Here is a 21,924-nt window from a genome sequence, read left to right as displayed (position 1 = left end):
AGCTCAGCCCTCCAGCAGCCGGGCCATCAGGGCCTTGGCCTTCTCGGCCTTGTGCCGTTTGCGTTCGGCAGCGGCCATCGTTTCAACCGCATGTTTGCGCCCGAAGGCCTTGCGCAGCTGATCCATGCTCCGCAGTTTTTGCGCAGTGGCCTTGGCCAGTTCCTGGTTCAGCTGCCGCCGGGTGCGCGTATGCCAGCCCTGCCACAACAGATCGGCCCCCAAAGCCTTCATCGCGTGATCGCCATCAGCATGCTCGCGCGCGGCCTGCACCTGATCGTTCAGCTTGGCCAGCTGTCCGCGCAGCTGAGCCTCCCGGGCCAGCACGGGCTGAATTCTGGCATGCTCCTGCATGTATTGCGCAGCGGTCACCGCTGCCATCTGATCCAGCATTTTCTGCTTCATGTAACCTTCCCCTTGGCACGCTGGCGCATCTCCTCGGCAAAGCGGATTGCCGCAGCTACCGGCGCATAATGCTCTTCCAGAATTTCATCCCCGATCTCGATCGCCGCGTGCAGCGCCCGTGCGGTCGGCGGATCGCTGTGGATCGGAATCGCGTTTTCATTGGCAACCCGCCGGATCGCCGCGGCAATTTCATCGACACCCTTGGCAACACAGACCGGCGCAGCACCCGGCTCGCGGCTCCACTGCAGGGCAACCGCATAGTGGGTCGGGTTGACGATCACCACATCCGCCTTGGGCACATCGGCCAGCATCTGCCCCATCGCGATCTGCTGACCGCGCTGGCGCCGCTGGCCCTTCATATGCGGGTCGCCCTCGGCTTCCTTCATCTCGTCCTGGATTTCCTTGCGCGACATCATGTTCTTGCGGCGGTGCTCGGCGTGCTGGAAGGCGGCGTCGACGATCCCGATTGCCAGCGCGATGATGAGCGCCAGGAACAAGAACTCCATCGACAGCTGCGCCAGCATCATAACCACCGATTGCGGGCCAGTGCCGGAAGAGGCAATCATCTCGGGCAGCCGGTGGGACAGATAAACGCCCAGGCATACCGAATAGAGCACCAATTTCAGAAAGCTCTTCAGAAACTCAAACAGGCCGGACCGGCCAAGTTTGTTCTTGGCATTGGAGACTATCGAGATGCGCGACAGCTTCGGCTCCAGCTTGCTGGGCGCAAACACCAGCGCGCGCTGGCCGACAATCGACAGCAGCACAAGTACAAAGGGCACCAGAAACCACGGCAGCACCGGCCGGAACGCGCTGCCGATGAACCCGCCCACAGGCGCCGCGGCGGAGCCTTCGAAAAACAGCGGCGCCAGCCGGTCCGGCTGGTCAAGGTAGGCCATCAGTGCGGTGCCGATCCCTTCGATGCTGCTGCTGCCCGCCGCGTAGAAGGCAATGATCAAACCCAGATAGGCTGCTGCCACCGACAGGTCGGTGGATTTGGCAACTTCGCCTTTTTCCCGGGCCTTGCGGAGCTTCTGTTCCGTTGGCTCGAATGACTTGTCTGAGTCGTCGTCCTGGCCGCTCATGGCATGCCGCCCCCTGGATCTGCAAAGAATGTCATCAAGGCCCGGGACCAGACATCCAGGATCACCGGGCTGCCGACCATCAGGATGAACAGCCCCATCAGGGTGATCACCGGCGCACCGACCATAGCCACCATAAGCTGCGGCATCGCGCGGTTGATCACCCCAAGGGTGAGGTTGTAGATCACTGCGGTAATCACAAAGGGCGCTGCCAGCGTGAACGCCAGCGAAAAGCTCTGCGACACCCGGAAGACACCCCATTCCGAAAGCCCTGAAGCAGCCGGAAACTGGCCCGCGGGAAACATCTGGTAAGAGCCGATCAGCAGTTCCGCCACCCGCACATGCAGCCCCATCATCGTGGCAAGGGTCACGCCGGAGATCATCAGAACAGCGCCAAGGGCGGGCATCGGCTCCGCCCCGATGCCGCCCAGCACCTGCGACAGCGACGTGGCTTGCGCCGCCATTGTGCCTGCCGTCTGCAGTGCCAGCACGAAGATCCGGACACCAATGCCCAAGGCCAGGCCGATGATGGCTTCGGTCACCGCAAAGCGGGCGTAGGCCAGCACATTGTCCGGTTCGGGAAATGCAGGCAGCGCCGGTGCCACGACGAATGTAAAGGCAGCGGCGACCGCCAGCTTAACCCGCGCGGGAACATAAAGCTCCCCCATTGCAGGCAGCACCGACACCATCGCTGCCACTCTCAGGAATACGATCGCGGCGTGCCAGAACCCTGCCCCCAGCATCAAAACAAGCTCTGGCGGCAGAAAGTCCAGGTTCATGCCTGCACCATGCCAACAAGGGCAGGCCGAGCCTCGAGACCGATTTCCTCGAAGGACAGCACCGGATTGGTGATGCCGCGGGATTTCAGTATCGTTCTCAGATAGCGGCGGCGGCGGGTCGAGGTCACCACCGCGGCGAACACGCCCTGATCGGTGATTGTCGAAAGCTTGTCGCTCAGCCCGTCGGCCAGACGGTTGAACAGATCCGGCGGCAGCGCGATGTCCAGCCCGGCCCCCTGCGCATCAACTTGATAGGTCGAGAACTTGTCTTCCCATTCCGGCGCCAGCTGGATCAGCGGAATGGTGCCATCCTCTCGTTTCATCTCGGCTACCAGCTGGAAACCCAGGCGCTGGCGCACATGCTCGCAGATCAGCTCAGGTTGCGAGGTGTGCGTGCGCGCCTCGGCAATCGATTCCAGGATCAAAGGCATGTTGCGGATGGACACCCGCTCCTCCAGCAGCAGCCGCAGGACCGCATGCAGCGTGTCCATCGGCACCTTGTCCGGCACCAGCGCATCCAGCAGCTTGCGGTTTGCCTCGGCGCGGAAGCTGTCGGACAGCTGCGTCATTTCATCAAGCAGGCGGCGCAGGGATTTGAGCGTCAGCAGGCGGCTGAAGTTCTGCTTGATGATTTCCAGAAGGTGGGTTGCCAGAATTTCCGGCGGCGTGACCACAGTGGCGCCGGCCAGCGCCGCCTGCTCCTGTGCCTTGGCAGAAATCCAGCGCGCCGGGGCGCCATAGACCGGCTCGGTCACATCTGTGCCAGGGGGCAGCGCATCATGGTTGTCGGGCATCAGCGCCAGAACCATATCGGGATGCAGAGTGCCGCGGACCTGTTCGACGCCTTGCACCTTGATCACATAGGTGCCCCGCTCCAGATCGTGCTGGTCGGTCAGCCGGATCTCCGGCAGGATCAGGCCAAATGTCGTTGCGATGTGGGACCGCATGTTTGCGATCCGCGCGTCCAGGCCGGTGCCGGCATCCAGCACCATGCTGACCAGGTCGGGCGCAAACTCCAGATGCAGATCGTCGAGATCCAGAATGTCGCCAAGCGGCCGCGAGGCGGACGGATCAGACGCTTCCTCGATCTTCCCCTCTATCTCGGCTTCCTCGTCGTCCTTCTTCTTCTTGGCCATCCGGAAGGCGGTGTAGCCCAGAACTCCGCCGCCGATAACGAAAGGCAGAAACGGCAGGCCCGGAACCAGCGCAAACAGCACCATCAGCACGGCGACAGTGGTCAGCGCGGCGGGGTGGCGGCCGAACTGGTCAAACAGGGCGGTATCGGTGGCGCCGGTGGTGCCGCCGCGGGCCAGCAGCAGCGCCGCTGCGATGGAAATGATCACCGAGGGGATCTGCGACACCAGGCCATCGCCAACCGTCAGAATGGCATAGGTCTCAAACGCGCTGCCGACCGGCATGCCATGGACCAGAACGCCCATGATCAGCCCCATCACCAGGTTCAGCAGGGTGATCAGCAGGCCGGCGATGGCGTCGCCCTTTACGAATTTCGAGGCACCGTCCAGCGAACCGAAGAAAGTTGTTTCCTGCTGCTCGCGCTCACGGCGTTCCTTGGCGGTCTGGTGGTCGATGGCACCCGCGGACATATCCGCGTCAATCGCCAGCTGCTTGCCCGGCATCCCGTCCAGGGCAAAGCGGGCACCCACTTCGGCCATCCGCGCCGCACCCTTGGTGATCACCATGAAGTTGACGATCAAGAGCACCCCGAACACCACCAGGCCGAGGAATACGCTGCCGCCCATGACGAACTGGGCGAAGCCTTCGATCACATTGCCGGCCGCATCGGTGCCGGAATGGCCCTGGCCGATGATCAGCTTGGTGGAGGAGACGTTCAGCGACAGGCGCAGCATCAGCGACGCCAGCAGAACCGTCGGGAAGGAGGAGAAATCCAGCGGTCTTTCAATGAACAGGGTGATGGTGAAGATCAGGATGGCAAGCGCAAAGGAGGCTGCCAGCCCGACGTCCAGCACCCAGGCCGGCATGGGAAGGATCATCATCACGATGATCGCCATCAGCGCCAGCGCCAGCAGGACAGTAGGGCTGAAGAGTTGTTCCGTCGTCAGCTTAGGCACGGTTCTGGCCCCATTTATTATTGCAAATATTCAATTGGTTGAGCATCTGACCGAGAGCTGGGGCATGGCAGTCCAAGCCATTCAGCTGCTGGCGGGATGGCAAGCACCGCAGCCGCCCGGTTTCCCGCCAGGCAACTGCCCGGAGCAGGCCTGCTGGCACCGCGGCAGCAGCTGACGGCACAAAACCGCGGAAAAAGTCTGTGAAGAAGAAAGTCGGAAAGGCACTGGCAAGCGCCAAAGCCCCTCGCGCCGCGCGTGTTGCGTGCGGACTCAGCCCTTGCAGGCAAAGTTTTGAATAGTTTTCCGGCATTCTGCCCGTTCCAGATCAGGATTCACCCGGTCCTCACGTTAGCGGCAGCCAGTTGACAAAGTGTTATCAGCCAAATGCAAAAGCCGCCCGGACGGGGCGGCCTGAATGCAGTGATCCGGCACCCGGATCACTCATCTTCGCCGGGTGTAGTCAAAGCCGTGCCAACCTGGTTCAGCAAGTCGGCGATACCGCCCCGTGTCCCCTCGCTGCTCTCCACCAGGGCCCGCGCATATGCCAGCGGCGGCAGGCTGTCCGGATCCTGGGCGGTTTCGCCGATTTTGGTGGTGACAGAGGCGACAGTGCCGAATTGCGCACCCTCCTCAGGTTCGATTTCCTCGATCGCCCCCAAGTTCTCGGAGTGCCAGAACCCGCGGGCCGCTGCATCTTTTTCGTCCTCGGCCAGCAGGTACTCCCCGGCGCGGGCATATTCACCATTGCGCCACAGAGCCTCGGCGCGCAGGCGGTTGGCCCTGGACCCATCCAGGCCCATCAGCTCAACCAGCGCCCGGTGCGGTTTATCCAGCGCCAGCGCGGCTTCGGCCATCATCAGGCGGCGGGTTTCATCCTCCGGCGCCAGGGATAGCTTGTTGAGCAGCTCCTGTGCCTGGTCCGCAAAACCGAGATCCAGCAGCCGGCGGGCCACTGGCGCAGCGACCGGGGCTGCCTCAGCTGCCGTGGCCTGCCCGGCAAAGACCAGCCCGTACTGCAGGAAGGTCACATCGTCCGCGCGTTCCGCCAGCAGCAGCATCAGCGGCTCCAGCGCTGCGGCCCTGGCGCCGGGCCCATCATGCTCCGTCAGCCCCTTGAGTTCCTGAAACGCGTCCTGGAACTGCCCCATCAGCGCCAGCGAGGATACTTGGGCTTTGCGCAGTTCGGCACCAAGCTCCGTGTCCCGGTTTTCCAGCTCGTAGGAAGCAATCAGGTCCGGCACATCCGGCGACAGCGCCTTGCGCTCCTTGACGCTGAGGGCAACCAGATCGATCAGCGCGGCCGGTGCATTGCCCGTACGCTCCGCAACTTCGCTGGTCAGCTCTTCGGCCACCTTCTCGGTATCGCCCTCCAGTTCCGCGATCGCCGCCTCAGCCAGGTTGATTTCCGGCACTTCCGCAATTCCGGTCCGGTCCACCGCCCTAAGCACCGCTTCCGCGACATGGTGCTCCCCGGCTTCGGCAAACATCTTGCTGACCCGCGGTCCCAGGTGCACCCGCAGATGCGTCGGCAGCTTGGAAAACGCCTGCTGTATGGCGTCGCTATTGGCATTTTTCTTGACTGCGCCGTCAGCCAGAACTCCCCAGAGAGCGCTGTTGCCTTCGCACCCCTGCTGCCCGGACAACGGGTGGGAGGGCGGTAAGGCCGCACCATCCATCAGCAGCGCCATCGCCTTCAGCAAGGCCGCATCCGGGCTGCCCTGCTCCGAGGCCGGCAGGATTGCCAGCATGGAGCGGGCTTCCGCACCAAAGCCGAAATAAAGATATATCCGCGCCAGCGCATAAACGCCCGCCGGGCTGATGTCGTCGAATTCCCGGACCAGCGCGCTGCGCAATGGCCCGATCTGATCGGAAAACGGGCTTTCGTTACCCCAGAAACGGATCGCCACATCCCTGTCAGGCAAACAATGCGATGCTTCGCTACTGCCATCGCTGAGAGCCGCCATCAGTCCGGTTTCACGGTCAATTGCAGAGGTGACGGACATATGGTCGAGCGGATTCAAGGGCCTGTCCGAACGCCCTAGAGGATCCAGCCCTGCCACCGGATTCGCGTCTGGCAGCCCGTCCGCTGCCACGCTCACCAGACCCTGGTTGGCCGCCCGGCCGATCTGCTGCAGCAACCGCTGCTCGGATTCCCTGACCACGGCCGCGCGTTCAGTCTCCTCCATATTGAGCAGCATTCCAGCATCCGGCAGCCCCGGAAGCGCGCCTTCGGCAACGCCTTCCGCGGCCTCGGGGGATCTGCTTCCATCCAGCGGCAAAACGATATCCTCTGCCGCCTTTTCTTCCTCCACGGCAGGTGCAGTTGCCGGATCCGGCGCCTTGAGGGTCTCTTGAGGCCGGACTGAGCGCGCTGGATCAGACCGCCCCGCAACGGCCGCGGCCAGCGCCATCCGCGCATCCGCCGCGGCCGACTGGGAGAAACTGAACCGGTAACCGCCGCCAGCAGCGGGTGTGGTAACCGGAAGGATGCTGCCTGCCGAGGAATACTGAGGCTGCGGCGCCGGTTTCCCGCCATCGCGGATATCAACCACCAGGTAGCCATCTTCCTGCACGTAGGAGGTGACCGTGCACTCGCAGCCCAGCTGCAGCCGCAGCGGCTGGCCGGGGCTGTTCTGCCCCAATGATTGCAGCCGGGTGCGGGGAATCAGGTTGAAGACCCTGGAGGTATCAAAAACCACCTCAGGCGCGTCAATGTTGACCGTCGCCGTAGTGCCGCTTTGAGTCAGCGACCAGTCCGCGCCATCCGGCAGGCGCATCACCAGGCGCGTGAACCCCTTGTGCTCGCCCGAGCGGGTCACAATCGTCTGTGCCTGGACAGTGCCGGCCGTCAGGACAACGGCCGCCGTGGCAAGTGCTCGCCAGATCATGCTGCGTCCTGTTTCACCGATTTGAGGGCTTCTTCCAGCTCCGAGAAGCCGGGGCGGAAATGCGACGGGGTGTTCTGGCGGCCGACTTCGATGCAGATCGCTGCGGCGTGGTTGTGCAGGTTGGCCACCAGCACCTCGCGGATCAGCTGGTAGAAGTGGGCATCTTCCTCAACCACAGCCTTCACCTTGCCCGCAAAGGGCGCAACCAGGCCATAGGACAGAAACACGCCGAGGAAGGTCCCCACCAGGGCGCCGCCGATCAGCTTGCCCAGAACCTCGGGCGGCTGATCGATTGAGCCCATGGTCTTGATAACGCCCAGAACCGCCGCGACGATCCCAAGGGCGGGCAGGCCGTCCGCCATGGTCTGCAGCGCATGGCTGGAGTGCAGCGCATGATGCAGGTTGGCCTCCATCCGCTTTTCCAGCACTTCTTCGACCTGATGCGGGTCGTCATAGTTCATCGACGCCGAGCGCATGGTGTCGCAGATCAGGTTCACCGCTTCCTTGTCGCCCAGGATCTTGGGGTATTTGTTGAATACCGAGGAGTTTTCCGGGTCTTCGATATGCTGTTCCACCTCAACCGGATTGGCCCGGGCGATCCGGATCAGCGCGAACAGCAGACAGAGGAGATCGCGGTAGTCATCAGGCTTCCACTTTGGGCCCTTGAACACCTTGCCGACGTCCTTGAGCGTGTGCTTGACGCCGCCCATGTCGTTGGCAATCAGGAACGCCCCGACAGCAGCGCCGCCGATCATCATCATTTCAAACGGCAGCGACTTCAGAATGATCGCCATCTTGCCGCCGGCCAGAAGGTATCCGCCGAACACCATGGCAAAGATCACCACAATGCCTACAATCCCGATCATAGGTCCACTCCGAATTCCATTGGTTTTTATAAGTTTAGGCGAGTCTTCCTAAGGAAAGACTAAGCCTGCGCGCCCAAGTCACTCCTTGGGCACTGCTCCGTTGCGTCCGGCCAGGACAACGCTGATTGTATAGGCGGCCTCCGGGCTCAGGCCCGCCATGATTCCCGCCGCAGCCTCCGGCTGCATCCGCGCGAGGAAGCCAGCCGCAAACGCGGGATCCATTTCCTCGAACAGGGCTGCAGCCTCCTTCGGCTTCATCTGCTCATAGACAGAGGTCAGCCGGGTCACATCCGCCTCGGTGGCGCCATCGGCCAGGGCGAGGGTCGCGCGCAGCTTGTCTTCAGCCTGCTCCAGCGCCGCCAGCTTCTTGTCAATCGCCTGATCAGCGATTTCCAGCGCCTTCATCCGGTCCTGGATCTCCGCTTCGCGAGCGGCCAATGCCTGCTCCCGCTCCTGGAAGGCAGCCAGCATCGTCTGCAGCTCAGCCGAAGTCGGCATCGATTCGCGCTGCGGCTCGCCCTTGTGAACGGGCTCTTCACCGCCCGGCTCCTTCAGGCTGGCCACTTCGCGGGCGATTGCGGGACCGGCCTCCAGGCCCAGCCGCACCGCGGCAGAGCCCATCAGCAGCACCGCCAGCATCATCAGTGTGCTTCCACGCCGCAAGCGCTTGGATTTCTTTGCCGTCTTTGCCATTACGCCACCCGGTTATGGCTGCGGTTATGGCGGACGAACATCAGGCCGGAGGGCTTGGCCTCATCCTGCTCTGCCGCCGCGGGCTGCGATTCGGCCTCATAGGCGGCTGCCATCGCTTCATCTTCCGCAGCAGGTTCTGCCGCCGGGGCTGCAGCTCCGGCCTCGGGGATGTCATGCATGGACGCCATCATCAGCTCCAGCCGCTGCGCCACCGATTCGGCCCGGCCCGTCAGCTGCTGCAGCGCCTTGCTGGAGCCGTCAGACACCTGTTGCGCCGCCTGCAGCGACTTGTTCAGGTCATCCACCTGGGCAGACAGAACGGCAACCGCGCCGCCCACACCCTTTTCCAGGTCATTGAACCGCTTCAGCCTGCGCGACAGCACCAGACAATAGAATCCGGCGCCCAGCGCTCCGGCCGCAAGCAGGATATCAGCAATAATGTCCATCCTGTCCTCCTAGTTCAGTACGAAATCCATGATCAGCAGATCACGCACCCGGCCCTGGCCGGTCGCAATATTGATCCGCCGCAGCATCTGCGCTCTCAGTTTCGGCAGAGCCATCGGATCGGTCAGATCCTCAAGCTCCAGTGCTCTCAGGTAGCTGTTCAGGACATCGATAACCCGCGGGAGGATTTTCTCGACCTCGGCCTGGTGCGCCAGGTCGACCTCAAGTTGCGCGCGGAACCGCAAATGCTTGATACCGCTGGCTTTGCGCAGGGTAATCACAATCGGGTCCATTTCGATAAAGGCAAGATTGGCGATATCCTCCGCCGTCTCACCAGTGTCCACGCCTTCTGGCGCCTCTTCGGCCGCATGCGCCGGTTCTGGCGCTGCTTTCTGACCAAAGGGAAGAAGGCCTGACTGAACGGCAAAGAATCCGCCGCCGCCGCCAACCAATGCCAGCACCACCCCGATGATCAGGGGCAGTTTGCTTTTCTTGGCCGGGGCTTCTGCTTCTGTATCCACTGCAGCGTCTGTCATGGCTATCCCTAAAACGTCGTGCAGCTTCTTCATAACCTGTGAGGAACTAACCGAATGTTAAGGCCGATCCGTCAAAACGGTTGCACGCCGGACAGAACGCCGGTGCGACGGAGGTTAATGTGCAGCAGATCAAGAATGTCTGGGCAGAAATGGACATGCGAAAGCGTCTGATAGCCGTGGGCGCCACGGTAATCATGATTCTCAGCGTCATCGCGATGTCCCATGTGGCAAGCAAGCCATCAATGACACTGCTTTATGCCGGGCTGGAAAGCGGCTCGGCCGGAGATGTGGTGCGGGCGCTGGAACAGCGCGGCACTCAATATGAAGTGCGTGGCGGCTCGATCTACGTGCCGTCGACGCAGCGCGACGAACTTCGGATGACCTTGGCCAGCGAGGGCCTGCCCGCCAATGGCGGCAAAGGGTATGAGCTGCTCGATTCGCTCAGCGGCTTCGGCACCACCTCGCAAATGTTCGACGCCGCCTACTGGCGTGCAAAGGAAGGCGAATTGGCCCGCACCATTGTCGCCAGCCCGCATGTGAGCCAGGCCCGGGTGCATATCGCCAACACCGGATCGAATCCGTTCCAGCGCACGGTTGAGCCCACCGCATCGGTCTCCATCGTGCCGATGGGCTCGCCGATCACACCTGCGCAGGCTAATGCCATCCGCTTCCTGGTGTCCTCCGCTGTCACCGGTCTTGCAGTGGAAAACGTTGCCGTGATCGACGCCAACGGCGCGCTGATCGGGTCTTCGGATGCCACCGCGGCGGCTGGCGCCGGCACCGATGACCGCTCGCAGACGATTCGCGAGCGGGTGATGCGCCTTGTCGAGGCCCGCGTCGGCCAGGGCAATGCCGTGGTCGAAGTCAGTGTCGAGACCGTCACCGACACCGAATCTATCCGGGAAAAGCGGGTGGACCCGAAAAGCCGCGTCGCCGTCAGCACCGATGTCGAAGAACGCGCCGATTCTTCCACCAACCAAGCGGGCGAAGTCACCGTTGCCTCCAATATTCCTGATGGTGATGCCGCTTCCGGCCAGGGGTCCAAGGCCAACACCAGCGCAACCCGCGAGCGGATCAATTATGAAATCTCCGAAACCGAAAAAGAGATCCTCCGCGGCCCCGGTGCCATCAAGCGCCTGACGGTCGCGGTGCTGGTCAACGGCACCGCCGTCACCAATGATGCCGGCGAAACCGTATTCCAGCCCCGGCCGGAAGAAGAGCTCGCCGCCATGCGGGAGCTGATTTCCGCAGCAGTCGGCTTTGACGAGGAACGCGGCGACGTTATCACCCTTAAGTCCATGGAGCTGCCGGCAGTTGAGCCGAAGGGCACTGTGGCCACCGCGTCTTTCCTCGACAACCTCTACTTTGACGCGATGTCGCTGATCCAGATCGGTTCGCTGGCCCTCGTCAGCCTGATCCTGGGCCTCTTCGTGGTGCGCCCGATCCTGTCGAATCAGGCTGCGCCGGTGGCAGCGCTGCCGGGCCCTGACGGCGGTGAATTGCCTGGGTTGCCCGGGGTTGGCAGCGACGGCTTCATGACCGCTCCGGACCTGGGCGCGGGCCTCGCGCTCGATGGTGAAATCGAAAACAACGAAACCGGGCAGTTCGAACCGATGGGCGGCCTGCCGGCCATGGGCACGGGCGACATGATGGGCGCGGCCGGGTTTCCGGCCTTGGGCGGCAGCATGGATGACCCGGTCGACCGTCTGCGCAGCCTGATTGGCGAGCGTCAGGAGGAAACCGTCCAGATCCTGCGCGGCTGGCTGGAAGAGAACAAGGAGCAAGCCTGATGACAATTGCTCATTTGCTTGAGGACTTCGGATTCGAAACTCCGGCGGAGCCAGTGCTGCCGGCGGTGTCCGAGGAAGTGATGGAAGAACAGCGGCTGGCCTCCTTTGAAAAAGGCTACAGCGCCGGTTGGGACGATGCAGTGACGGCCAAGGATCAGGAAACCATCCGGATCTCCACCGAACTGGCCAACTCACTGGAAGACCTGAGCTTTACCTATCACGAAGCGCAGAGCCAGCTGCTCGATTCGCTGGATCCGATGTTCAAGGTGCTGACCAGTGCCGTGCTGCCGGATGCGATGGCTGCCTCTTTCGGGCATCACATCGTCGATCAGCTTGCCGGAATGGCGAAGGGGCAGACCGACCAGCCGATGCAGATCGTGGTGTCTCCGGGCGAAGGGGCGCCGGTGCGCAGCCTGCTGCCGCAGAACTTCTCCGTGCCTGTAACCGTGCGGGAAGACAGCGCGCTGTCCTCCGGCCAAGCCTATCTGAGCGTCGGCAGCACCGAGTGCGAAATCAATTGCGACGCCCTTCTCGAATCGATCCAGGAATCGATTGAAGCCTTCACCTATCACGCGAAAGAGGACAGCCAGTATGGATGACGCCGCCGATCAGAACATGAAAGCCGCTGATGCAAGCAATCCCTTTGTTTCGGTTCCTGTCGAAGTGGTTGTCTCGGTCGGAAAGGCTCGGCCGCTGATCCGCGACCTGATGAGTCTGGGTGAAAACGCGGTTTTGACTCTCGACAAGCGGGTCGAGGACCCGGTCGACCTCTACGTGGGCGACCGGCTGGTCGCGCGTGGCCAGCTGGAGGAGCTGGAGGGCGAACAGGCAGGCCAGCTGGCCGTGCGGCTGACGGAAATTGCCGATCTGCAAAGCGGTTTGGGATGACACACAAGACCTTTGTGCGGGCGGCCCTGGTTTCAGCGCTTCTGCTGGCCTTGCCGCAAACCGCCCTGGCTCAAGAATTGAGCCTTTCGCTGGCAGACGGCGAGTCGATTTCGGCCCGCTCGATCCAGCTGATCCTGTTGATTACCGTGCTCAGCCTGGCCCCCGGCCTGCTGATCATGATCACCTGCTTTCCGTTCCTGGTGACGGTCCTGTCGATCCTGCGCCAGGGCATCGGGCTGCAGCAGGCGCCGCCGAACATGCTGATCATCAGCCTGGCGCTGTTCCTGACCTATTTCGTGATGGAGCCGGTCTTTACCGAGGCCTGGAGCACCGGGATCAGCCCGCTGCTGGAAGAGCGTCTTGAACCGGGCGAGGCCATTACCCGCAGCCTGGAGCCGTTCCGGGCCTTCATGGCCAACCGGCTGGATCCGGACACGTTTTACGCGATTGCGGATCTCAGGCCGGAAACACAGGGCATGGACCCGGTGCCGGAGGCGCCGCTGTCCGCACTGGTCCCGAGCTTCCTGCTGTCGGAAATTGCGCGCGCATTTCAGATCGGCTTTCTGGTCTTTCTGCCCTTCCTGGTGATCGATCTTGTGGTCGCCGCGATCCTGATGTCCATGGGTATGATGATGGTGCCGCCGGCCATCGTGTCCCTGCCGTTCAAACTGGCGTTCTTTGTTGTTGCCGACGGCTGGAGCCTGATCGCCACCGCCCTTGTGCGCAGCTACTACCCCTGACGTTCCAATCCGCTAACAAGCAAAATCCCGGGCCCATTGTGTGGCCCGGGCTTTTCTTATGCAGGCGCTCACGCCGCCGGCAGAAGCAGTGTTCGCTGATATCCGCAGGAGGCGGGCTGGAGTTGCAGCAAGCTGGGCATAGCCCCGGCCGGCTTCTCCGACCGCTGGCTCCGGCCCTGGACAGCGGCGGAGCGTTACCGGCCCCCTAATGAGCAGCTGCACATGTAAAGCCCGTCTGCGGGAAAGCTTCCTCTCCGACCTGCCAAAGACCCTCAACGCTCCAAACTCTTAAACAGACCGTCTCCGGCCGTGATGCGCTTCGATGGATCGCAAGCAAAGTTCAAGCACACGGCCTGATCTGCAGGCACAGCCTGGTGAGAGCCGGGACCGATTGGCTTAGCAGCCAGCAAAAAAACCCGGCTTCAGCAAGTGAAGCCGGGGCGTTTCCTGTCAGGGCTAGCGAAACTGTCAGCGGACGACAAATTCCGCGTGCAAGGCCCCTGCGGCCTTCAGGCTCTTCAGGATGTCGATCATGTCCCGTGGCGACACTCCCAGCGCGTTCAGGCCTGCCACAACTTCCGAAAGCGAAGTAGTCTCCGGCACCTCCGCCAACTGGATCCCCTCCTCTTCCTCGATGGCAGCACCGGTACGCGGCACGACAACCGTTTCGCCATCCGCGAAGGGATTGGGCTGCACAACCAGCGGCGTCTCTTCAATCCGCAGGGTGAGGTTGCCCTGGGCGACGGCCACGCGGGAAATGCGCACGTCGCTGCCCATCACGATAGTACCGGAGCGCTGGTCGACCACCACCCGCGCCTTGCGCTGAGGTTCGACCAGAATGTTTTCGATCCGGCCCACCGCATGCGCCGTTGAGCGGGTATTAGTGCGGCGGATGTCGACTTCGACGGTGCCGGAATCCCGCATCAGGGCAACGTTTCGGCCAAACTCGTTGTTGATCGCACGTTCGATCCGCCCGGCAGTGGTGAAATCCGGCTCCCGCAGCGCCAGCCGCATGGAGCTCAGCGAGGCCAGGTCAAAATCGATCTCCCGCTCGACACGGGCACCCGAGGGAATAACGCCTGCCGTCGGCACCCCCTGGGTAACCGTGGCAGCTTCGCCTTCGGCCACCGTGCCGCCAGCCAGGATTGTCCCCTGGGCAACGGCGTAGATCTGACCGTCCGCAGCGTTCAGAGGTGTCATGATCAGCGTGCCGCCCATCAGGCTCTTGGAATCGCCGATGGCCGACACGGTCACGTCAATAGTGCTGCCGACGCGGGCAAAGGGCGGCAGGGTAGCAGTCACAAAGACCGCCGCCACGTTCTTTGGCCGGAACTGCTCGCCGGTCACGTTGACACCAAGCCGCTCCAGAATATTGGACATGATTTCTTCGGTGAACGGCGAGTTGCGCAACCCGTCACCGGTGCCGTCCAGGCCGACAACCAGGCCGTAGCCGACCAGGTCATTGCCTCGGACGCCGTCGAATTCCACCAGGTCCTTGAGCCGGATAGTACTTGCCTGTGCCACCGCGGGCAGCAGAAACAGGCACGCAAGGAAGAGACGCAAAAAACCCATCATGAGAGATACTTCAGCAGGGACAGCTGCGAGCTGCGGGCGGTGATGGTGTAAAGGCCTTCGAGCTGCGTCTGCGCTTCCTGCAGCCGGGTGTAGGTTTCATACGGATCGGCAGAGACCAGGTTGTTCTTGACGATGCTCAGGCTGGTTTTCGAGGCTTCGTTGCGGGTATTGACCGCCTCGAGCTGGCCTTCGATGAAACCAACATCGGCCTGCAGATCAATCAGCCGGCCCTCACTTTCAGACAGCTCGCCGCTGGCCTGGATAACCAGATCGATCTGCACGTCTTCGGTCAGGCCGAGGCTGGGCTCATCCGCCAAAGCGGTGATGACATAACTTTGCAGGGTGTGCTTTAGGTTGTCATCGTCGGCGCGGATGCCCAGGGTCACCTGCTCCCCTTCCCCGACAGTAACCGGCTGCAGGGAAGTCGTTGAGCCGCGGTACATGACCGTGTCGAAACCGGCCGGATCATCGAACCAGTCCTTGACGGCCTGAATGATGTCATTGCTGGTTGTCAGCCCCGACACCTCCGCGAGGATGGCAGTCATAAGCGTGCCGGAATCGTTCAGCGGCTTGGTATCCGTCGCAGTGCCCGCAAAGATCGTCCGCCCCCCAACTGAGGTGTTCATCAGATTGATGGCGCTGGACATCCTCTGCTTGGCCTGGCTGCCGAACTGCTCCGCGTTTTCCACATCAAGGGCCGGCGACAGCCTCAGGATGTCATTACGCATCGCCTGCACCTGGCTGTGCACTTTATCAAGGCTGCCTTGCGTGGTGGTTGCAAACAACTGCACTTCGCTGTTGGCGACCATATAGCTGTCGATCCGGTTCAGGGAGTTTTCGAGATCTGCCAGATAGGTGAAATCGCCACCCAGCCGTTCGGTCAGATTGGCCGTTTTCCCGGTGGCAAACTCTTCGGACAGGGTGGTGACGTTTTCCTTCAGCTCCGTATTGCGGCTGCGGAGAAAGAGGTGCTGCGCCATATCGCCATATGAATTCAGAATCATGGGTCAGATCCTCAAGAGTGTTTCCATAAGTTCGTCGACAACGCTGAGCACGCGGGCATTGGCGGCATAATATTTCTCAACCAGCATCAGGTTCTGCAGCTCGGCGTCGGTGTCGACGCCCAGCGCCATTTCCGCTTGGCTCAGCTCATTGAAACTGGTGGCGGCAAAGGTCGCGACACGCTCTGCGGTTTCATTGTCCTGTGCGAACCGGGACAACAGGTTCGCACTCAGTGTCGCAGCCGTCATGTCTGCGGTGCCAAGCCCGACCGAGGAGACCGTCCGGGCGGTGTTCAGAGCATCGGAATAGGCCTGCAGCAGGCTCGAATCGCCCGGATCACCGGGTGCCGCGGCATAAAGGCCATCACGGAACCGCCAGGTCTCTCCGGTGCCATCCAAAGCCACCAGGTCATTCAGTTCGATCCGGTTGGAGATGCCAACAGTGTTCGCCGGATCGAAGAAGGCACCATCATCGGTGAAAATACCTGCATCCGTGATCCCGATCGTGGCATCCAGCGCCGGATCCTGGAACCGCTCGATGAGATCGACAGCCATGGCGTCCAGATCCTCCTGGGCCTCTACCGCGGTCACATCGCGGATTTCGAACTGCGCGGTCAGTGTGCCGCCGCGCAACGGGCCGTCCGGACTGGTGTCGATTGATTTACCGTTGACCTGGAGGCCGGAAATCAACCCGTTGCCCAGAGTCATATGCGGCATGATATCCCGCGACGGCGTGAAGCTCAGCTCAGACGCATTGTGATCCAGCAGCATCACCCCGCCGGCGGAATAAAGCGTGACTTGGCCGTTGTCGCGGCGGACAACATTGACCGGAATGATCCCGTTCACCTGGTCGATCAGCTGGTCGCGCTGGTCGTGCATGGCCACGGCATCCATGCCGCCGGCCTCCACCACCATGATCCGGGCGTTGAGCTTTTCGATTTCCTTCAGTGCCTGGTTCACCGTGTCGACCTGGCTGCCAATCGCACTGTCCGCATTGATCCGCAGGTCCCGCAGCCCTTCAGCTGTGCGGGAGATCGAGTCCGCCAGGGCATTCGCCTTCACTGCCAGATCATTCAGCCGGGGCTGCGAATCCGGGCGCGACACCGTTTCGATCAGCGAAGACTCGAAGTTCGAAAGCTGGGACGCCAGCGACATCTCGTCATCAACCGTGCCCACCAGATCGGACATCCGGCTGAAGAAGTTGGCCTCCACCTTGGCGGCACCGTATTCTGCCTCGGCAACCCGGCGGTTGGAAATCAGCACAGGGTCATTGATGCGCTGGACATTGCCAACCTGGACGCCGGGAACGCCGGCGCCCGGGCCGTTCAGGTCCAAAACCCGGCGCGTGTAGCCCGGGGTCAGCGCGTTGGCCAGGTTTTCGGAGACCACTTGCGAGGACCGGCCGGCCGCGGTCAGCCCGCTCATCGCGCTGTTAAGGGCGGAATATATAGACATGTTCAGCCTGCTTTCGTGAAGCCAATGTCAGGGATCATCAAGCGCCTTAGCGCTTGATGTTGGTGGTTTCCTGCAGCATCTCGTCAACAGTCTGGATGACCTTGGCGTTGGACGAATAGGCCCGCTGTGTCTGGATCATGCCGGTCAGCTCGGTGGCGACATCGACCGCCGATTCCTCCTGGGCATATCCCATAATTTCGCCGGTCGGCCCGTCACCGGCATCCCACAGGTAGAAGTCGCCGGATTCGTCGGTGGGCATGTAGGTCTGCGAGTCCAGGGCCCGCATGCCATTGATGTTGGAAACATCCGCCAGCGGCACTTTGTAGATCACCCTGCTGTCACCAGAGTCATATTCGGCAATCACTTCTCCGGCCTCGTTGACCTCCACCGAGACAAAGGAGCCAACTGCGTTGCCGTCTTTCACAGTGGTGCCCGGCACAAACTCGTCGCCAAGCTGGCTCAGGCCTGTGTTGCCGCCGATTGTGCCAATGTTAATTTCGATCGGTCCGCCCGCGACGTTTATGGTCACAGAGCCAGCGGTCGCATCATAGGCGCCACCGGTTACGGTTGTCACACTTGCCAAGGATCCGCCGGTGGTGCTGCTGTCATCAAAGGTAAGCGTATACTCGCCAATGACGGCCGCGCCAGTTGCAGAGTCCACAATCTCTACGGTCCATTCATTGTCCGCCGCACCAGTCGGAGTATACGTCACGGTCAGCTCTTCGGACCGGCCCATATTGTCAAAATACTGCACGACCTGCTCAACGGCGGCACCAGGCGCGGCGGCCAGAGCACTGTCGGCAGGCAGGTTCGCAGCCAGGCTGATTTCGGTCGTCGGTTCAGCGGACAGGCGGTTGAGGTCGATGTGGATAGGCTCCAGCGCATCGTCTGTATCGCGCGCTGCGTCCGGAACGGTACCGTCTGCCAGTGCAGGCCAGCCTAGAAGCACCAGCCCGGATTCGGTCGACAGATAACCATTGGAATCGGTCCGGAAGGATCCGGTCGTGGTCAGCATCATCGACGGGCTGCCGCCCGCCTCCACCTCTGTGATCGAGGCCACCGGCAGCATGCCCCGGCCGCGCACCGCCAGATCAGTGGCGTTGCTGGTCGAAACCAGCGGGCCGCGCTCATCGATCAGCCGGACGTTGGTCGCGCGCACGCCGCCCGCCGAATAGGTGCCGCCTGATCCGGACAAGACCATCGAATGGAAATCGGTTTGCACCCGCTTATAGCCGCGGGTCGAGGAGTTGGCGATGTTATCGGAAATGGAAGCCAACCGGCTGGCGTTGGCGCTCAATCCTGAAACGCCCGCGTTCAGCGACGAAGAAATGGTCATAGCACGCCTTTCTGCTGCATCTAATCATTCTGGATGCAACAGCTAGCGCAGGAGCGATTAACGGGCGGCTAACAGATAAAAAATGACTCATCTGTCAGCTACCGGTTCCAATTTTTTCAGTGGCTTACTCGCGCAGAAAGATGATTTCGATCCGGTCGTTGCGGGCGGCCATCGGATTTCCGACAGCCAGCTTGCGGTCGGCATGGCCGGTCACCCGGTGAACCCGGCCCGCGGCCAGCCCGCCCGATTCGAGCAGCCTGCGGGTTATGTCCGCCCGCGCGTGGGACAATTCCCATACAGGATTCTTCGCCAGTACAACCGGATGAGACCGGATGTGGCCTCCGATGGCAACATTGCTGGTTACCCCTTCCGAGACCCGCGCGATCATCCTGACCAGGTCCCGGAACAGAGGTTTCGGCTCAGCCTGGTCTTCTTCGAACAGCGGCATGTCCTCTGTGGCGAACAGCTCGATGATCAGCCCTTCGTCGGTGACCCGGGTCACGATATGGCGGGCCATTGCAATAGAGACCATGCTCTCGCCACCGCGCCCGGACAGCTGTTCCTCGATGGCGCGGAACTTGGAATCGTCTGCTTCGCGCTTCTCGTTGGACTCGACCCCGGTTTCACCCTGCGCCTGCTGGGCATCCATCGGATTGATATCCGTTGCCCCGGTGCCAGACTGCGGCTGGATATCCTCGGTGAACATGCTGTCCCCTTGGAACGCGCCATTGCCGCCGCCGGACACCCGGCTCAGCGGAATCGACGGCGAGAAATAATCCGCCAGGCCCTTGCGTTGCTTTTCAGTTGTCGCGTTCAGCAGCCACATCAGCATAAAGAAGGCCATCATCGCGGTCACGAAGTCGGCATAGGCCACCTTCCATGCGCCGCCGTGATGGCCATCGCCACCACTGACTTTTTTCTTCTTGATGATAATGGGCGCCACATTGCTCTGTGCGCTCATATCCACCACCACTATTTTCACCCATCCCCGGAATAGCAGGCGGCGCGTTAAACGGGCCTTAACAATTAAATTTGCCGGCAGTTCACGCCATCAGCCGCGCCCCTGGCCAGGAATCGCTCCGGTGGAAAATGCTGCATCTTAAAAACCGCTTATCTTGACATCGAGCAATCTTATCGAAGGTTGATCAAGGACAAACATCCGCTCAGGACGCGGCGCTAGGGTCCCCTCAACACGGCACATGGGACACTGAAAGGAGATCATCATGCTGACCCGCAGAGCCGCACTGATGGGGGCAGCCGGCGTAGCAGCGCTGCCTGTACTTGCCAAAGCCGCCAAGGCCGAAAGCACCACAGTTCACGAGGCCGCCGCACCGGTGGACCTGTCCAGCTTGCAGCGCATCAAGCGCGAACTGGTTGCACCGCCTTTCGTGCATGAGCACGAGCAGGTCGCTCCGGGCGAACCGCGCATTGTCGAATTCGAGATGAAGATCATCGAGAAAGAGATCGAGGTCGACCAGGGCGCCTACCTGCAGGGCATGACTTTTGACGGATCCATTCCGGGCCCGATGATGGTGGTGCATGAGGGCGACTATGTCGAACTCACGCTGATCAACCCGCCGGAAAACATGCTGCAGCATAATATCGACTTCCACGCAGCCACCGGCGCCCTGGGCGGCGGCGCGCTGACCCTGGTGAACCCGGGCGAAAAAACCGTGCTGCGCTTCAAGGCCACCCGCCCCGGCACCTTTGTCTACCACTGCGCGCCGGGTGGCCCGATGATCCCCTGGCACGTCGCCTCGGGCATGGCCGGAACTATCATGGTGCTGCCGCGCGAAGGGCTGTCGGACCACAACGGAAATCCGGTGAAATACGACCGCGTCTACTACATCGGCGAAAACGAGTTCTACATTCCCAAGGATGAAAACGGCGACTACATCCGTTATGAGGACGTGGGTGAAAGCTATCCCGACACGCTGGAAGTCATGAACGGGCTGATCCCCAGCCATGTGGTCTTCAACGGCGCAGTTGGCGCGCTGACCGGCGAAAACGCCATGAAGGCGAAACAGGGCGAGAAAGTGCTGTTCGTGCACAGCCAGGCCAACCGCGACAGCCGTCCGCACCTGATCGGCGGCCACGGCGACCTGGTCTGGGAAGCCGGCAAGTTCAACAATGTGCCGGACCGCGATCTGGAAACCTGGTTCATCCGCGGCGGCTCAGCCGGGGCTGCGCTCTATGAGTTCCTGCAGCCGGGCGTCTATGCCTATGTGAACCACAACCTGATCGAGGCGGTGAACCTCGGCGCAACCGCGCATGTGGTGGTCGAAGGCGAATGGAACAACGACCTGATGGAACAGGTGGTCGCCCCGACCGAGTATTCCGGCTCCTGACCTTCGGCCGGATCGGAAACTGGATCGGGCGGCTGCATCACGCGGCCGCCCGTTTTTGCCTTGAAGGGACGCAGACATGAAAGTTGAGCTGATTGCCGCCGGGCTTGCCGCCGCCATTGGCCTGCCGGGGCTCTGGTATTCCGCTGTCAAGGAACCGGCACCGCAGGCCGAAACCGTATCCATCGCTGCAGACACAATCGCCTACCGCCCGATCGGAAACTTTCACCGCAACGGCAAAAGCGTGGTGCCGCCGGAACAGCGGCGGCCTGTTGCGGCATTTGAAATCATGAAACATCAGGTTTCAGGCGCGGAATATGCGGCCTGCGTGGCAGCGGGCGCCTGCAAGGAAGCGGACAGCACCCCGGCAGAAGGCAGCCAGCCGCAAACACATGTCAGCTGGCACGACGCCACCGCCTATTCTCAATGGTATTCCAAGGAAACCGGAGAGAGCTGGCGGCTGCCGGACGAAGCCGAATGGCAGCTCGCTGCGGCCGAAATCTTTGGCGACGAGGCGGTCGAGACGGATGGCGGCGACCCGGCTCAGCGCTGGCTGCGCCAATACGCCCGCGGCGTCACGCTGCGCGGCCTGCCAGGACCCGCTCAGGACCCGAAAAGCGAGCCCGGGGCCAATAGCAACGGCCTCACCGGGCTCGGCGGCAACATCTGGGAATGGACCGGCGGCTGCATGCAGAACGGCGAGGTGCTTAAGGACGGCAGCCTGGAGCTTGGCGATCCTTACTGCAGCGCCCGCATCACCGGCGGCCGCCACCGGGCGGTTGTGATCGACTTCATCCGGGACGCCAGCGTCGGCGGCTGCGCCGTCGGACTGCCGCCGGATTACCTGGGGTTCCGGCTGGTGAAAGACAGCTGAGATGATTCCAGCCGGGGTACTCCCGCGCCCGCAGGTGCCCCGGCTGCGCCGGCGCACCTTGGCGGCCTTGGGCCCGGCAGCTGCGCTGCCTGTTCAGCCAAAAATACCGTTGCAAGGCAGGCCGCGCCGTGACTTGCCGG

General features: G+C 62.1%; 21 protein-coding genes. 6 read left to right on the top strand and 15 right to left on the bottom strand.

What is annotated here, in order from left to right; translation table 11 throughout:
* Window positions 1-3 precede the first annotated feature (3 nt).
* From ACFMBG_RS01430 to ACFMBG_RS01385, 10 genes are all read right to left on the bottom strand, one after another.
* Entirely contained in the window at window positions 4-402 is a 399-nt protein-coding gene (locus ACFMBG_RS01430; protein WP_421052946.1) for a hypothetical protein, read from the bottom strand.
* Window positions 399-1,487 (bottom strand): flagellar type III secretion system protein FlhB, encoded by a 1,089-nt coding sequence (gene flhB / locus ACFMBG_RS01425; protein ID WP_421052945.1) that lies wholly within the window; start codon window positions 1,485-1,487, stop codon window positions 399-401. The genes ACFMBG_RS01430 and flhB overlap by 4 nt, the downstream gene beginning before the upstream one ends.
* Window positions 1,484-2,263 (bottom strand): flagellar biosynthetic protein FliR, encoded by a 780-nt coding sequence (locus ACFMBG_RS01420; protein WP_421052944.1) that lies wholly within the window; start codon window positions 2,261-2,263, stop codon window positions 1,484-1,486. The genes flhB and ACFMBG_RS01420 overlap by 4 nt, the downstream gene beginning before the upstream one ends.
* The gene (gene flhA / locus ACFMBG_RS01415; RefSeq protein ID WP_421053076.1) at window positions 2,260-4,293 is read right to left on the bottom strand and encodes a flagellar biosynthesis protein FlhA; all 2,034 of its coding nucleotides are present in this window, start codon (window positions 4,291-4,293) and stop codon (window positions 2,260-2,262) included. The genes ACFMBG_RS01420 and flhA overlap by 4 nt, the downstream gene beginning before the upstream one ends.
* 52 nt (window positions 4,294-4,345) lie before the next feature.
* A complete protein-coding gene (locus ACFMBG_RS01410) occupies window positions 4,346-4,663 on the bottom strand; it encodes a hypothetical protein (RefSeq protein ID WP_421052943.1) in 318 nt (105 codons plus the stop codon).
* Window positions 4,664-4,790: 127 nt separating this feature from the next.
* Window positions 4,791-7,241, bottom strand: coding sequence for a hypothetical protein (locus ACFMBG_RS01405; protein WP_421052942.1), 2,451 nt, complete (start codon window positions 7,239-7,241; stop codon window positions 4,791-4,793).
* The gene (gene motA, locus ACFMBG_RS01400) at window positions 7,238-8,107 is read right to left on the bottom strand and encodes a flagellar motor stator protein MotA (RefSeq protein ID WP_421052941.1); all 870 of its coding nucleotides are present in this window, start codon (window positions 8,105-8,107) and stop codon (window positions 7,238-7,240) included. Before motA ends, ACFMBG_RS01405 begins: the two co-directional genes overlap by 4 nt.
* 78 nt (window positions 8,108-8,185) lie before the next feature.
* Entirely contained in the window at window positions 8,186-8,800 is a 615-nt protein-coding gene (locus ACFMBG_RS01395; RefSeq protein WP_421052940.1) for a MotE family protein, read from the bottom strand.
* Entirely contained in the window at window positions 8,800-9,246 is a 447-nt protein-coding gene (locus ACFMBG_RS01390) for a hypothetical protein (protein WP_421052939.1), read from the bottom strand. Before ACFMBG_RS01390 ends, ACFMBG_RS01395 begins: the two co-directional genes overlap by 1 nt.
* 9 nt (window positions 9,247-9,255) lie before the next feature.
* Window positions 9,256-9,780, bottom strand: coding sequence for a flagellar basal body-associated FliL family protein (locus ACFMBG_RS01385; RefSeq protein ID WP_421053075.1), 525 nt, complete (start codon window positions 9,778-9,780; stop codon window positions 9,256-9,258).
* Window positions 9,781-9,899: 119 nt separating this feature from the next.
* Here ACFMBG_RS01385 and fliF point away from each other — a divergent pair, with 119 nt between their 5' ends.
* From fliF to fliP, 4 genes are read left to right on the top strand one after another with little or no spacing between them, the layout of a single operon-like run.
* Complete coding sequence (gene fliF / locus ACFMBG_RS01380) at window positions 9,900-11,570, top strand: flagellar basal-body MS-ring/collar protein FliF (RefSeq protein WP_421052938.1); 1,671 nt, start codon at window positions 9,900-9,902, stop codon at window positions 11,568-11,570.
* Window positions 11,570-12,169: a FliH/SctL family protein gene (locus tag ACFMBG_RS01375; protein ID WP_421052937.1), complete on the top strand. Its 600-nt coding sequence runs from the start codon at window positions 11,570-11,572 to the stop codon at window positions 12,167-12,169. Before fliF ends, ACFMBG_RS01375 begins: the two co-directional genes overlap by 1 nt.
* Window positions 12,162-12,458 carry a FliM/FliN family flagellar motor switch protein gene (locus tag ACFMBG_RS01370; protein ID WP_421052936.1) on the top strand — a complete coding sequence of 99 codons (297 nt, stop codon included), beginning with the start codon at window positions 12,162-12,164 and terminating at the stop codon, window positions 12,456-12,458. The genes ACFMBG_RS01375 and ACFMBG_RS01370 overlap by 8 nt, the downstream gene beginning before the upstream one ends.
* The gene (gene fliP / locus ACFMBG_RS01365) at window positions 12,455-13,198 is read left to right on the top strand and encodes a flagellar type III secretion system pore protein FliP (protein ID WP_421052935.1); all 744 of its coding nucleotides are present in this window, start codon (window positions 12,455-12,457) and stop codon (window positions 13,196-13,198) included. Before ACFMBG_RS01370 ends, fliP begins: the two co-directional genes overlap by 4 nt.
* A gap of 468 nt (window positions 13,199-13,666) precedes the next feature.
* Here the strand turns inward: fliP and ACFMBG_RS01360 are convergent, their stop codons facing one another.
* From ACFMBG_RS01360 to ACFMBG_RS01340, 5 genes are all read right to left on the bottom strand, one after another.
* Entirely contained in the window at window positions 13,667-14,773 is a 1,107-nt protein-coding gene (locus ACFMBG_RS01360) for a flagellar basal body P-ring protein FlgI (RefSeq protein ID WP_421052934.1), read from the bottom strand.
* Window positions 14,770-15,777: a flagellin gene (locus tag ACFMBG_RS01355; RefSeq protein WP_421052933.1), complete on the bottom strand. Its 1,008-nt coding sequence runs from the start codon at window positions 15,775-15,777 to the stop codon at window positions 14,770-14,772. The genes ACFMBG_RS01360 and ACFMBG_RS01355 overlap by 4 nt, the downstream gene beginning before the upstream one ends.
* A gap of 3 nt (window positions 15,778-15,780) precedes the next feature.
* Complete coding sequence (gene flgK, locus ACFMBG_RS01350) at window positions 15,781-17,229, bottom strand: flagellar hook-associated protein FlgK (RefSeq protein ID WP_421052932.1); 1,449 nt, start codon at window positions 17,227-17,229, stop codon at window positions 15,781-15,783.
* A 46-nt stretch (window positions 17,230-17,275) separates the two neighbouring features.
* Entirely contained in the window at window positions 17,276-18,565 is a 1,290-nt protein-coding gene (locus ACFMBG_RS01345; RefSeq protein ID WP_421052931.1) for a flagellar hook protein FlgE, read from the bottom strand.
* A 124-nt stretch (window positions 18,566-18,689) separates the two neighbouring features.
* Window positions 18,690-19,526 carry a flagellar motor protein MotB gene (locus ACFMBG_RS01340; protein ID WP_421052930.1) on the bottom strand — a complete coding sequence of 279 codons (837 nt, stop codon included), beginning with the start codon at window positions 19,524-19,526 and terminating at the stop codon, window positions 18,690-18,692.
* 262 nt (window positions 19,527-19,788) lie between these two features.
* Here ACFMBG_RS01340 and nirK point away from each other — a divergent pair, with 262 nt between their 5' ends.
* The gene (nirK, locus tag ACFMBG_RS01335) at window positions 19,789-20,913 is read left to right on the top strand and encodes a copper-containing nitrite reductase (RefSeq protein ID WP_174146932.1); all 1,125 of its coding nucleotides are present in this window, start codon (window positions 19,789-19,791) and stop codon (window positions 20,911-20,913) included.
* Window positions 20,914-20,989: 76 nt separating this feature from the next.
* Window positions 20,990-21,784 carry a formylglycine-generating enzyme family protein gene (locus tag ACFMBG_RS01330; RefSeq protein ID WP_421052929.1) on the top strand — a complete coding sequence of 265 codons (795 nt, stop codon included), beginning with the start codon at window positions 20,990-20,992 and terminating at the stop codon, window positions 21,782-21,784.
* Window positions 21,785-21,924: the final 140 nt, after the last annotated feature.

This window comes from Leisingera coralii, from assembly GCF_049056525.1.
Classification (GTDB): Bacteria; Pseudomonadota; Alphaproteobacteria; order Rhodobacterales; family Rhodobacteraceae; genus Leisingera; species Leisingera coralii.
Note: the sequence above shows the minus strand (reverse complement) of the source record. Positions and strands in the feature narration are given on the sequence as shown.